The sequence below is a fragment of the Enterobacter sp. BNK-22 genome, from assembly GCF_048684805.1.
GTDB lineage: Bacteria > Pseudomonadota > Gammaproteobacteria > Enterobacterales > Enterobacteriaceae > Enterobacter > Enterobacter quasiroggenkampii.
Genome location: NZ_JBLQTT010000001.1, coordinates 3,950,485 through 3,962,756, shown reverse-complemented (window position 1 = coordinate 3,962,756; position 12,272 = coordinate 3,950,485). Strand labels below are relative to the sequence as shown.

General features: G+C 58.7%; 14 protein-coding genes. 3 read left to right on the top strand and 11 right to left on the bottom strand.

Going from position 1 to position 12,272, the window contains the following annotated elements:
* Positions 1 to 129: 129 nt before the first annotated feature.
* Positions 130 to 948: an FKBP-type peptidyl-prolyl cis-trans isomerase gene (gene fkpA / locus ACMGGE_RS18630; RefSeq protein ID WP_008503008.1), complete on the bottom strand. Its 819-nt coding sequence runs from the start codon at positions 946 to 948 to the stop codon at positions 130 to 132.
* 238 nt (positions 949 to 1,186) lie between these two features.
* Here fkpA and ACMGGE_RS18625 point away from each other — a divergent pair, with 238 nt between their 5' ends.
* Positions 1,187 to 1,405 carry a protein SlyX gene (locus ACMGGE_RS18625; protein ID WP_008503009.1) on the top strand — a complete coding sequence of 73 codons (219 nt, stop codon included), beginning with the start codon at positions 1,187 to 1,189 and terminating at the stop codon, positions 1,403 to 1,405.
* Positions 1,406 to 1,456: 51 nt separating this feature from the next.
* Here ACMGGE_RS18625 and slyD read toward each other — a convergent pair whose 3' ends face one another.
* From slyD to kefG, 4 genes are all read right to left on the bottom strand, one after another.
* Entirely contained in the window at positions 1,457 to 2,047 is a 591-nt protein-coding gene (slyD, locus tag ACMGGE_RS18620) for a peptidylprolyl isomerase (RefSeq protein WP_008503010.1), read from the bottom strand.
* Between the two features lie 94 nt (positions 2,048 to 2,141).
* Positions 2,142 to 2,342, bottom strand: a complete 201-nt coding sequence (locus tag ACMGGE_RS18615) for a YheV family putative zinc ribbon protein (protein ID WP_010436300.1) — start codon at positions 2,340 to 2,342, stop codon at positions 2,142 to 2,144.
* A gap of 13 nt (positions 2,343 to 2,355) precedes the next feature.
* The gene (gene kefB / locus ACMGGE_RS18610; protein ID WP_045909312.1) at positions 2,356 to 4,161 is read right to left on the bottom strand and encodes a glutathione-regulated potassium-efflux system protein KefB; all 1,806 of its coding nucleotides are present in this window, start codon (positions 4,159 to 4,161) and stop codon (positions 2,356 to 2,358) included.
* The gene (kefG, locus tag ACMGGE_RS18605; RefSeq protein WP_420294044.1) at positions 4,161 to 4,715 is read right to left on the bottom strand and encodes a glutathione-regulated potassium-efflux system ancillary protein KefG; all 555 of its coding nucleotides are present in this window, start codon (positions 4,713 to 4,715) and stop codon (positions 4,161 to 4,163) included. Before kefG ends, kefB begins: the two co-directional genes overlap by 1 nt.
* Before the next feature lie 135 nt (positions 4,716 to 4,850).
* On the opposite strand from kefG, the gene ACMGGE_RS18600 reads away from it, so the two are divergent.
* Together ACMGGE_RS18600 and ACMGGE_RS18595 are read left to right on the top strand one after the other, a co-directional pair.
* Positions 4,851 to 6,755 (top strand): ABC transporter ATP-binding protein, encoded by a 1,905-nt coding sequence (locus tag ACMGGE_RS18600; protein WP_167214974.1) that lies wholly within the window; start codon positions 4,851 to 4,853, stop codon positions 6,753 to 6,755.
* 15 nt (positions 6,756 to 6,770) lie between these two features.
* The gene (locus ACMGGE_RS18595) at positions 6,771 to 7,703 is read left to right on the top strand and encodes a LysR family transcriptional regulator (RefSeq protein WP_021242218.1); all 933 of its coding nucleotides are present in this window, start codon (positions 6,771 to 6,773) and stop codon (positions 7,701 to 7,703) included.
* A 42-nt stretch (positions 7,704 to 7,745) separates the two neighbouring features.
* Here ACMGGE_RS18595 and mdcH read toward each other — a convergent pair whose 3' ends face one another.
* The 6 genes from mdcH to mdcC all read right to left on the bottom strand — a co-directional run bounded on the left by mdcH (position 7,746) and on the right by mdcC (position 12,269).
* Positions 7,746 to 8,642 (bottom strand): malonate decarboxylase subunit epsilon, encoded by an 897-nt coding sequence (gene mdcH / locus ACMGGE_RS18590; protein ID WP_420294043.1) that lies wholly within the window; start codon positions 8,640 to 8,642, stop codon positions 7,746 to 7,748.
* Positions 8,642 to 9,259, bottom strand: coding sequence for a malonate decarboxylase holo-ACP synthase (locus ACMGGE_RS18585; protein WP_420294042.1), 618 nt, complete (start codon positions 9,257 to 9,259; stop codon positions 8,642 to 8,644). Before ACMGGE_RS18585 ends, mdcH begins: the two co-directional genes overlap by 1 nt.
* A 2-nt stretch (positions 9,260 to 9,261) precedes the next feature.
* Positions 9,262 to 10,221: an AEC family transporter gene (locus ACMGGE_RS18580; RefSeq protein WP_111967823.1), complete on the bottom strand. Its 960-nt coding sequence runs from the start codon at positions 10,219 to 10,221 to the stop codon at positions 9,262 to 9,264.
* A gap of 122 nt (positions 10,222 to 10,343) precedes the next feature.
* Positions 10,344 to 11,144 carry a biotin-independent malonate decarboxylase subunit gamma gene (mdcE, locus tag ACMGGE_RS18575; RefSeq protein WP_420294195.1) on the bottom strand — a complete coding sequence of 267 codons (801 nt, stop codon included), beginning with the start codon at positions 11,142 to 11,144 and terminating at the stop codon, positions 10,344 to 10,346.
* The gene (locus ACMGGE_RS18570) at positions 11,144 to 11,977 is read right to left on the bottom strand and encodes a biotin-independent malonate decarboxylase subunit beta (protein WP_420294041.1); all 834 of its coding nucleotides are present in this window, start codon (positions 11,975 to 11,977) and stop codon (positions 11,144 to 11,146) included. Before ACMGGE_RS18570 ends, mdcE begins: the two co-directional genes overlap by 1 nt.
* Complete coding sequence (mdcC, locus tag ACMGGE_RS18565) at positions 11,970 to 12,269, bottom strand: malonate decarboxylase acyl carrier protein (RefSeq protein WP_023294711.1); 300 nt, start codon at positions 12,267 to 12,269, stop codon at positions 11,970 to 11,972. Before mdcC ends, ACMGGE_RS18570 begins: the two co-directional genes overlap by 8 nt.
* Positions 12,270 to 12,272: the final 3 nt, after the last annotated feature.

Below are 12,272 nucleotides of genomic sequence, written 5' to 3'. Positions count from 1 at the left end.
TTTTCAGGGCAGGCTCATTATCTACACGGACAACTAAATTAATACAGCGTGCCTAACGCTTTCCAGTGTTAATTATACCTGCCCCACAATAAAAACCGCCGCCTTAAAGGCGGCGGTTTTTTTTCAGCATTACTTCTTAGCGGCAGCGGCTTTATCGTCAGCCGGTGCGTCTGCCTTGGCATCCGCTTTCGGTGCCGGTTTGATATCCAGCAGCTCTACGTCAAAGACCAGGGTAGAGTTGGCAGGGATACCCGGAACGCCGGTTTTGCCATAGGCCAGATCCGGTGGAATAACCATCTTGATCTTGCCGCCTTTCTTGATGTTTTTCAGGCCTTCAGTCCAGCCCGGGATCACACCATCCAGACGGAAGGAGAGCGGCTCGCCACGGGTGTAAGAGTTATCAAACTCTTTACCGTCGATCAGCGTACCTTTGTAGTTCACGACAACGGTGTCGCTGTCTTTAGGCGCATCGCCGGTGCCTTCTTTCTCAACTTTGTACACCAGGCCAGTCGAAGAGGTTTTCACACCCTTCTCTTTAGCAAAGGCATCGCGGTAGGCTTTGCCTTTCGCTTCGTTGTCTTTAGCGTCCGCGTCCATCTTGGTCTGCGCGGCGCCCTTCACACGCGCTTCGAACGCCTGCAGAGTCTGTTCAATTTCCTGGTCAGACAGCTTGCTCTTATCGGCAAATGCGTCCTGAACGCCCGCGATCAGCTGAGCTTTATCCAGTTTGATGCCCAGTTTCTCTTGTTCTTTCAGAGAGTTTTCCATGTAACGACCCAGAGATGCGCCCAGTGCGTAGGCGGATTTCTGGTCGTCATTTTTGAACGCCGCTTTGCTGTCTGCAGTGGCAGCAGGCTTCGCAGCAGTATCAGCAGCGAATGACAGCGGCGCGTTCAGCGCAACAGCCATCGTCGTCGCCAGCAGCGTTACTTTAAACAGTGATTTCATCCATATCTCCAGGGCCTGGGGACTCTCACCCCAGCGTTAAACGTAAATGAGTGACGTACTATAAAACGTTGCAGAAGAAATCTACAGACAGACACGTCCAATTCTCGCCACTTTTCAGACTATTTTTGTTTAAATAAGTTTCTTGCCAGAGGGATGCGAACTGTACTTAAGGATAAACTCAGTTAAACTGCGCCGCCGCTGGGCCATTATGGCGAATCTGAAATAAACGAGGTGAATGATGAAGGATACAACGATAGAAGCGAGAATGGCTGAGCTGGAAAGCCGCCTGGCTTTTCAGGACATCACCATCGAAGAGCTAAACCAGACCGTGACCGCACATGAGCTCGAAATGGCGAAACTGCGGGATCATATGCGCCTGCTGACGGAAAAGCTGAAGGCTACGCAGCCGTCGAACATTGCCTCTCAGTCGGAAGAGACGCCACCTCCTCATTATTGAGGCGTAAAAAAAGCGGGATTATCCCGCTTTTTTATTTTCCGCATGACGGAATTAGTGGCAGCCGCAGCCGCCGTTACCGCAACCACCTTTACCGTGGCCGTGGTCATGACCATGGTCGTGCCCGTGACCACCGCAGCAGCCATCGTGGCCGTGATCGTGGTCATGGTCGTGACCGTGCGCACCGTGAACGTGGCCATGAGCCAGCTCTTCTTCGGTCGCTTCACGGATCGCAACAACTTCTACGTTGAACTTCAGGTTCTGGCCAGCCAGCATGTGGTTGCCGTCAACCACGACGTGGTCGTCTTCCACTTCGGTGATTTCAACTGGAACCGGGCCCTGGTCGGTTTCTGCCAGGAAGCGCATGCCAACCTGCAGTTCGTCAACGCCCATGAACACGTCTTTAGGAACGCGCTGAACCAGGTTGTCGTCATACTGACCGTAAGCGTCGTTCGCGCCTACAGCAACGTCAAATTTGTCGCCAACTTCATGACCTTCCAGCGCGTTTTCCAGGCCGGAAATCAGGGAACCGTGACCATGCAGGTAGTCAAGCGGCGCACTCACCGGAGACTCATCAACCAACACACCGTCTTCTGTACGTACCTGATAGGCCAGGCTGACCACCAGGTCTTTTGCTACTTTCATGATATCTCCTGAGCGTGGGAAAATTGCTGGCGCAGATTGTAGCGGAAATCTGCACCTGTGTACCCTTTAGCTTAAAAAAACTCAGGGCATATCGCTAGTCCGGATGAAAAATCCCGATAACTTGCTCTTCTTTGCGAACGTGATCGCGGGCCTCTTTGTCGGCCTCACGCATCTGGTGACCGCACTTAACACACTCAACAACATCAATATTATTTTCCCGCCACATCGCCAGGGTATCTTGTGCCTGGCAGGTCGGGCATTTTGCACCCGCGATAAAGCGTTTACGTACAGCCATCTTTCGTTACCCTTTATTCAAATTCATCCCAGCCATCGAGCTGGCGTCGTTCCTGCTGCATCTCGCGCTGGAAGATCTCCTCCAGCTCGCGACGCGCTTCCCGCACGCGGGAGATCTGCGCCGTATCGGTATGTACCGGCATCAGCTCGCGCAGCATCCGCATATCCAGCCGGCGGAAGTGCATCTGGGCACGCTGTGCCTGATGCGGATGCATGCCAAGCGAGATCAGCGCCTTGCGCCCCAGCTCCAGCGCACTGGAAAACGTCTCACGGGAGAAGTGTTTCACACCCGCCTGCAATAATTCGTGAGCTTCAACACGTCCCCGCGCACGCGCCAGAATATGCAGATGCGGGAAATGCTGCTGGCAGAGATCCACCAGCTTCATCGTGTCTTCCGGGTCGTTACAGGTAATGACGATGGACTCTGCCGCCTCTGCCCCCGCCGAGCGCAGTAGCTCGAGCTGGGTCGCATCGCCGTAGTAAACCTTGTAGCCGTATTTGCGCATCAGGTTCACCGCGCTGATATCCCGCTCCAGCACCGTAATGCGCATTTTGTTCGCCATCAGCAAACGCCCGATCACCTGTCCAAAGCGGCCAAAGCCCACCACGATCACCTGGGGCTTATCATCCTCCACCCACGGCGCTTCGTCTTCATCGTCTGTCGGATTCAGGCGGCGCGACAGCAGTTTATCCACCAGCTTCATCAACAGCGGCGTGGTCATCATTGACAGCGTGACCGTCACCAGCAAAAGCGCCATCTGATCGTCTTTAAACAGCTTCTGGGAGGAGGCGGTAGAGAACAGCACAAACGCGAACTCGCCTCCCTGGCTTAACACGCTGGCAAACTGCATGCGTTCCGAACTGCGCAAGCCGTAAATGCGCGCCATGACGTACAGCACCAGCGTTTTCACCGCCACCAGGATGGCCACGCTCACCACAACCCACAGCAGATGGGTATAGAGCACGCCAAGGTTGAGCGCCATCCCCACCGAAATAAAGAACAGGCCTAACAGCAGCCCTTTAAAGGGATCGATGGCAATTTCCAGCTCGTGCCGGTATTCACTTTCCGCCAGCAGCACCCCGGCGATAAAGGTCCCGAGCGCCATCGACAGCCCCAGCGCATCCATAAACAATGCCGACCCCAGCACCAGCAGCAGCGTCGCGGCGGTAAACACCTCGCGCACGCCGGACGCGGCAATAAAGCGAAACACCGGACGTAACAGGAAACGTCCGCCAATCAGCATCCCCGCGAAGGCCAGCACCTTCATCGCGATTTTCGCCCAGTCGAAGTGGTCGTCGCCGGAGCCCGCCAGCAGCGGCACCAGCGCCAGCGCCGGGATGACCGCCAAATCCTGGAACAGCAGCACCGAAAAACCCAGCTGACCGGCTTCGTTGCGGTTCATCCCCTTGTCGCGCATCAGCTGCAGGGCCATCGCCGTCGACGACATCGCAAGGCCTATCCCGCCGATCACCGCCGCCTGCCAGGAGAAATTCGTCAGCATTAACAGGCCCCCCAGAATCGCGGCGCTGAACACCACCTGCGCGGCACCCACGCCAAAGATGGAGCGTCGGAGCTGCCACAATTTAGAAGGGTTGAGCTCAAGGCCGATGATGAACATCAGAAACACCACGCCCAGTTCGGAGAAGTGAAGAATTTCATCTACATCGCTGATGAATCCCAGTCCCCAGGGGCCAATCGCGATCCCCGCCAGCAGATACCCCAGTACCGCACCGATACCAATACGCGCAGCAAGCGGCACCGCGACGACGGCCGCAAATAAAAACAGCACCCCGGCGAGGAGCAAATTCGATCCTTCCATTAACGACCTCCTGCCGGAATCGGTGACGCCAGCCATTCACCATAGGCTCTGGCGTGGCTGGCCAGTTCTTTCGGATCCTGACGTCGGGCCCAGTAGACAATAATCGGGCTCATCCAGTGCATACGGCACATTGCCGCCGTCAGCTCGAAAGGCCGCAGAATGTCGCTCATCGGATAACGGTTCAGCCCGTCGTGGCGGTAAGCGCTTTCGGGTTCACCGGTCGTAATCACGCTACGCCAGTACTTTCCCGCCAGCTGGTTGCCCCCCACCCCGCTGGAGAAGCCCCGGCTCAGCACGCGGTCCAGCCACTCTTTGAGCAGCGCCGGACAGCTGTAGGTATAAAGCGGATGCTGGAACACAATCACGTCATGCTGACGCAGCAGTTCCTGCTCGTAAGGAATATCAATAAAGAAATCAGGATAGTGCGCGTAGAGATCGTGCACCGTCACGTTACTGAGCTGTGTGGCCGGCTTAAGCAGCACCCGGTTTGCCACCGAGTCCTGAGATTCCGGATGGGCATACAGCAGCAGCACTTTTGCTGTCTGAAACATCATTCCCCTCCCGGTCTTGTTTCTGTTTTTGTGTATCGTTGTTGTTTTGGGCTACCATGGCGGCCCGGTGCGGAAAATGGCCCACACCTTACATTATCATAATGACAAATTAACATAGTCGGAACATACGGCGCTTCTATGATTGTTTTCTCCTCGTTACAAATTCGTCGCGGCGTGCGCGTCCTGCTGGATAACGCCACTGCTACCATCAACCCAGGCCAAAAAGTGGGTCTGGTCGGCAAAAACGGCTGTGGTAAATCCACGCTGCTGGCGTTGCTGAAAAACGAGATTAGCGCGGATGGCGGTAACTTCACCTTCCCGGGGAACTGGCAGCTCGCCTGGGTGAACCAGGAGACGCCAGCCCTGAGCGAACCGGCACTCGACTATGTTATCGACGGCGACCGGGAATACCGCAAGCTCGAGGCGGAACTTAACGCCGCTAACGAGCGCAACGACGGCCACGCCATTGCCACCGTTCACGGCAAGCTGGACGCCATCGACGCGTGGACCATTCGCTCCCGCGCCTCCAGCCTGCTTCACGGCCTGGGCTTCAGCAATGAACAGCTGGAACGCCCGGTCAGTGACTTCTCCGGTGGCTGGCGCATGCGCCTCAACCTGGCGCAGGCGCTGATCTGCCGCTCTGACCTGCTGCTGCTCGATGAACCGACTAACCACCTCGATCTCGATGCGGTTATTTGGCTGGAGAAGTGGCTCAAGAGCTATCAGGGCACTCTGATTCTGATCTCCCACGACCGAGACTTCCTCGACCCGGTGGTGGATAAAATCATTCATATCGAACAGCAAACGATGTTCGAGTACACCGGCAACTACAGCTCCTTCGAGCGCCAGCGCGCGACGCGTCTTGCCCAGCAGCAGTCCATGTACGAAAGCCAGCAGCAGCGCGTGGCGCACCTGCAGAGCTTTGTGGATCGCTTCAAGGCCAAAGCGTCAAAAGCAAAGCAGGCCCAGAGCCGCATCAAGATGCTGGAGCGCATGGAGATGATCGCCCCGGCGCACGTCGACAACCCGTTCCACTTCAGCTTCCGCGCCCCGGAAAGCCTGCCAAATCCGCTGCTGAAAATGGAAAAAGTCAGTGCGGGCTATGCCGACCGCATTATTCTCGACTCCATCAAGCTCAACCTGGTGCCGGGTTCACGTATTGGTTTGCTGGGACGCAACGGTGCCGGTAAATCGACGCTAATCAAACTGCTGGCGGGCGAGCTTAACCCGGTCAAGGGTGAAATCGGCCTGGCGAAGGGCATCAAGCTGGGTTACTTCGCCCAGCATCAGCTGGAATTTTTACGCGCGGATGAATCCCCGATTCAGCATCTCGCGCGTCTGGCGCCGCAGGAGATGGAGCAGAAGCTGCGCGACTACCTCGGCGGCTTCGGCTTCCAGGGCGATAAGGTCACCGAAAACACCGAGCGTTTCTCGGGCGGTGAAAAAGCCCGTCTGGTGCTGGCGCTGATCGTCTGGCAGCGCCCGAACCTGCTGCTGCTCGATGAACCGACCAACCACCTGGATCTCGATATGCGTCAGGCGCTGACCGAAGCGCTGATTGAGTTCGAAGGCGCACTGGTGGTGGTTTCGCACGACCGTCACCTGATCCGCTCCACCACGGACGATCTCTACTTAGTGCACGATGGCAAAGTCGAACCGTTCGACGGCGATCTGGAAGACTACCAGCAGTGGCTGACGGACGTGCAGAAGCAGGAGAACCAGCCGGAGGAGTCGACGAAAGACAACGCCAACAGCGCGCAGGCACGTAAAGACCAGAAGCGCCGTGAAGCGGAGCTGCGCACTCAGACGCAGCCGCTGCGTAAAGAGATTGCCCGTCTCGAAAAAGAGATGGAAAAGCTCAACGCCACGCTTGCTACCGTTGAAGAGAAGCTCGGCGACAGCGGTCTGTATGACCAGAGCCGTAAAGCCGAACTGACGGACTGCCTGCAAACCCAGGCGAAAACCAAATCCAGCCTCGAAGAGTGCGAGATGGCGTGGCTGGACGCGCAGGAACAGCTGGAAGCGATGCTGCAGGCTGACTGATCCACCGGGAGGGCTATGAGTTTCGATAACACGAGCGAGATTACATTCCGCAAGCTCAGCATCTTCATGACGTTTATGGAGAAGGGGAATATCGCGCGTACCGCCGAAACTCTGGGCCTGAGCGGCGTCAGCGTTCACCGTGCGCTGCACACGCTGGAAGAGAACGTGCGCTGCCCGCTCTTTACCCACAAGGGGCGTAACCTGATTGCTCTCCCTTCCGCCTGGACCTTGCTGGAATATTGTCAGGAAGTGATGCAGGTGATGGAGCGCGGGCTGGAAGCGTCGCGCAAAATTGCCGGGATCGGCCAGGGGCGGCTGCGCGTGGGGACGCTCTACTCGCTCACCCTGGAAACCGTGCCGCGCCTGATCATGGGCATGAAGCTGCGCCGTCCGGATCTGGAAATGGATCTGACGATGGGCTCCAACGAAACCCTGCTGCACATGCTGGATGAAGGCTCGCTGGACGCCATTCTTATCTCCATTTCCGAGAGCGATATCGACCGTAACAGCCTGGAAGTGCTCCCCCTGTTCCATGACGACATCTTCCTTGCCGCACCGGCCTCCGCGACGCTCAATACCCGCGGCCCGGCCGATCTGCGCGACTATAAAGATCGAAAATTTGTCTCTCTTGCGGAAGGGTTCGCCACCTATGCAGGCTTCCAGGAGGCGTTTCATATCGCCGGGTTCGAACCGGAGATTGTTACCCGGGTGAATGACATTTTCTCGATGCTCAGTCTGGTGCAGGCGGGAGTGGGCTTTACGCTAATGCCGGGCAGGATGAAAAAGGTCTATGAGAATTCCGTGCAGCTCCTGAAGCTTGCCGAACCATACCAGATGCAACAGCTGATCGCCATCGTCTTTGCCCGCAACCGCGAGCAGGATCCAAGCCTGCGGGCGCTGGCCGCCGAAGGGCGGATGTATGCCCGCAGTTTGCAGGATAGTGCCTGATGTTATTGCCCGGTGGCGGCTGCGCCTTACCGGGCTAAACCATCACGCACGGAGTCGCTTAGCCAGATGTACCGCCACATCAACTCCGCTGCGCTCCAGCGAAATGGTCTCTCCTTCCCACGGCGCCTGACGCGTCAGGCAGGTCAGTACGCCGCCGGGGGGCATCTCGATCGCCAGCCGGGCTTCGCGTTCATTCGCTGAAATCATCGCCTCCTGCCAGCGCACCGTACGCGCCATGTTCATCGCCAGATCGTCGGCGATCTTTTCCGGCTGCCACAGCACGCGCCCGGTGCTGCCGCTCAGGTAGGCGCAGCGTGGGCGTGAAAGCGTGACCGATTCAAACGCCGTTGCCAGCTTTTGCGCAGGTGCTGTCAGCAGTTCGCAGTGCGACGGCACGCTGACCGCCAGCCGTTTGGCCTTGCTCGCCCCTTTCGCCAGCGCGCGCGATGCCGCCTCCGCCATTCCTTCATCGGTTCCGGCAATCACGATCTGCGTTTCGGCATTCAGGTTGGCAATATAGGTCCCGGTGCCCTGGATAAGGTCTTCCACCTGCGGCAGAGTGAGCCCCATAATTGCCGTCAGGCCGTAGCCGTGCGGATACGCCTGCTCCATCAGATCGCCACGCAGCGCCACCAGCTTCAGCGCATCCGTGAAGTCCAGCGCGCCTGCGATGACCGCCGCCGGATAAGCGCCGATGGACAGCCCGCTGACGATATCCGGCGTCACGCCGCGCCGTTCCAGCTGGCGCGCCCAGGCCACGCCTGCAATTAGCAGGCAAAGCTGAACCGCGCGGGTGTGGGTTAACGCGTCTGCGCTATCCAGCGTATCCACTTCGGCGCCAAGCACCTCACGCGCCTGAGCCAGTTCCGTTCCCGGCAGGTTTTGCAGCATGCCTTCGTGCTGCGTGCCCTGCCCCGGAAAGGTAAACACTATTTTCATCACTCCTCCCTGCGCCACGGATCCGCCACCAGGCGCGGTCCACGGCGGGTTTTCAGCAGCGTTTTGCCGTCGCGCAGCCACTCCGCCAGCGCGAAACCGCCCTCGGGCGTATCCACCTGCGTATCGGCACGACACAGCGCGCGGCTTAGCCGGGACTGCCACGTCGTCAGGGCGTCCGGTGAGATTGGCAGTGGAGCGCGGATAAGCAGATCGAGATCGCTGTCGGTATGGATCACCGGGATACCGGTCGCCAGCGCGTAGCCGGTACTGCCGGTAATGCCCCATGTCCACGGCCACGCCTGCTGAGAAAGCTGAAGCGCCACCTGAACGGGTGGCTGAGTCACAAAGGGCGAGCGCAGCAGTTCGGCCGCAGCGCTCAGGTCTTCCGGTGAAACCACGCGTAACACGTTTTCGGGCTTCACCCATCCGGCCGCCCGCTGGTCGCGACGTAAACCGCGTACGCCAACGGGGATCCGGCCTTCGCTATCCACATCACGCCGCACCACCACCGGCAGGCCGGTATGCCAGGCGGCCTCCACCCAGGATTCAGTGATGCCTTCCAGCGCATCGCGGGCAGTAAGCCAGATAAGGTCGTGCGGGCGTAATGGGGTAGTCATGGTTACATTCCTGAAGTCAGCGAGATAAACAGCGGCAGCGACAGGATACACAGGACGGAGCTTAACAGCAGCACGGCTTCTGCATCTGGCGACTGCACGCCAAAGCGGTTACCGAACACAACGCCGAAGAAGCCCGCAGACAGCGCAATCATCAGGATAGCGGTGATCGCCACGGAGCCGTGCAGACCAAAAATCAAGACGATACCCCAGGCAATGGCTGGCTGAATCAGCAGCTTAGCGATCGTGGAGGTGATGACCATGGTATTAATCTGCAGCGTACGGGCAGAGAGGATCACCCCGGTCAGGAACAGCGCCGCAGCGGTCGCGGACAGTCCCAGCGGTTTGATCGCCGCCAGCACCAGCTCCGGCATTTTGATGCCGATGGCGGACAAAATCACGCCCAGCAGCGGGCCCATCACGATCGGTTTTTTAATGGAACGCCACATCAGCACCGGCAGCATTGAGAGCGTTGAGCCGGAGCTATTGCCCTCAGCGCGCGCTTTTTCACGCTCCAGAATGAGCAGGCAGAACGGGGTCATCAGCACCGAACCGCAGGCGATGGAGACCGCGACGGAGAGCGACGTAGAGGAACCTTCACCCAGCACGCTGCCCAGAATCGGCAGACCCAGCGCTGCATAGTTGGGCAACGCGACGGTGAGCGTCAGCACGGCCGCATCCTGTGGCGATTTCTTAAAGACGCCGGTGGCGAGGAAGTAGATGACCGCATAGGTGATCCACATCGCCAGCGTCAGCACCAGAATCAGCGGCGACTGGGCAACGATGCCGGTCCACGGGGTTTGCACGGTGGCGCTGAACAGCGCTGCAGGGAGTGCAAAATCCATTACGAAGATATTAAGCAGGGAAACATTTTTGTTATCGACCATCTTTGCCTTGCCGGCCCAGAATCCCAGCAGCATGATGACGAAAATCGGTGCAAGAGCATGAACAATTACGTAAGTCATAAATCACCTGTAGTAAAAAAGTTTTAGCACTGGCGCGATGATTATTATTTTCAGGATGCAGGTTCCCGCGTGGGCGCTGTCACGCGCCCACGGGTTGATGCATCTGGCAGGTCTCTTTTTACTTACCAGCTGGCTCGCATACGTTCGCGTACGAGCGCCGAGCTGCGGCGATTGTCAGCACCCAGACGGTTTTTCAACGTGGTGTCCTGACGAGCGTCACTGATGGCCTGTTGCAGGGTGGATTTCACCAGCGTCAGATCGTTATCGGACGGGGCATCCGGGTTGCTGATATCCAGCAGGTTAGAGAGCAGCCCCAGCGTGGCGTAGTTGCTGATGTCGTAGGCCATTGGCGGAATGGTCGCCGCCAGTTTTTCCAGCGCGTCGACGGTACGCAGCGTGATGCGCGCCGCAGACTCTTTGCCCATCGCGTGGATCAGCACGCCTTTGTCGTTAAAGGCGATCAGACGGTTAGCCTGGTAGCCGTGCGCCAGGAACGCGCCGGACATCGCCTTGCCGACGATAAGCCCAATCACCGGGTGACCGGCCAGGCGGGCATTTGCATAGGCTGCTGCCGCACCGGCCAGCGCCTGATGAATCCCAAACGCCTCTTCGCGTCGGCCATAGGCCTGGCTTGGGACGTCGATCACCGCCACAATCGGGCGCTTCACGGGTTTGTCAGCATCCGCCGCGACGGTTTCACTGACCACTTTCGCCAGGGTCCAGCCTTCCAGCAGCCCCACTTCTCCTTTCGCCGCGCGCGGGAAGTGGTTGTTGGCATCCGGGACGACGGCAACAAAACGTACCGCCTCGCCGTTTAGCTCACCGTCTGCCGCCCGGACGGACGGGCATAGCCCCTCGATACGTTTGGCGTTCGGGGCGAGGATGTCCAGCCAGCGTTCGCCACGGCTCATTGCGTTACTCATCATTTCACCTCCCGGGCAAAAAGCGCGTTAATCTGTTCGGCATCAGCCTGTTTGCGGGTGTCGAAATTCGTCAGACGGGCGAGGTAATCATCGTAGTTATCGGTGCGATGTTTCGCGGGAACGCCTTTAGCAATCGCGTCGTTCATCGCCTGTTTCACCGCGTTGATACCGTCGCCGACGAGCGCATCCACCAGCCCGCTTTGATAGCGCACTTCACCGCCGGTCATGCTCCAGATAAACGGGCGATCGCGGGAGTCATACTCCTCAATGCCCGCCTCCTGCTCGATAACCTGCGGGCCGTTGAGGCCAAGACGCGCTTCGCGGGTCACGATCAGGTAGCTGCACAGCGCCGCCGCGATGGACATCCCGCCGAAGCAGCCCACGGTTCCGGCCACAATGCCAATAACCGGCGTGTAGCGACGCAGGTCCACAATCGCCGCGTGGATATCGGCAATCGCCGCCAGGCCGAGGTTCGCCTCCTGCAGACGCACGCCGCCGGTTTCGAGGCACAGTACCGCCTGAGTCGGAATGCCGTTGCGGTTATCCTCCGCCGCCAGCTCCAGCGCCGCCGCCATTTTGGCGCCGGAGACTTCGCCCATGCTGCCGCCCTGGAACGCGCCTTCAATCGCCACGACGACGGCAGGCTTGCCGTTGATGGTGCCCTTCGCCACCATCATGCCGTCGTCCGCCTGCGGCACAATGCCCTGTGGCCCAAGCCACGGAGAAATAATGCCTTCAAACGGATCCAGCAGTTCGCGGTAGCTGCCCTCGTCGAGCAGGGCCTGCGCGCGCTGGCGCGCTTTCAGTTCGATAAAGCTGTTGTCATCACGCATGGCTCACCCCCTCAAAAACCTGTTCGATGCGAATGCGCGCCACGCCCGGCGTCGCGCCGAAGTCGTGGATGGTCAGCTTCCCTGCGGGCAGGCTGCTGACGGTTTGCAGACGGTTGAACAGCGCCTCCCAGCGCCCCCGGCTGTTATCCACGGAGGTGGTGATATCAATGGTTAACGTCTGACCCGGTTCGGCGGTGAAGAGCACCTCCATATCCCCGGAACCGACTACCCCTGCCAGCGCCCTGCCGCTTAACGTGCGGCTGGCTGGCACGGTCAATGTGATTTTTTCCATAAC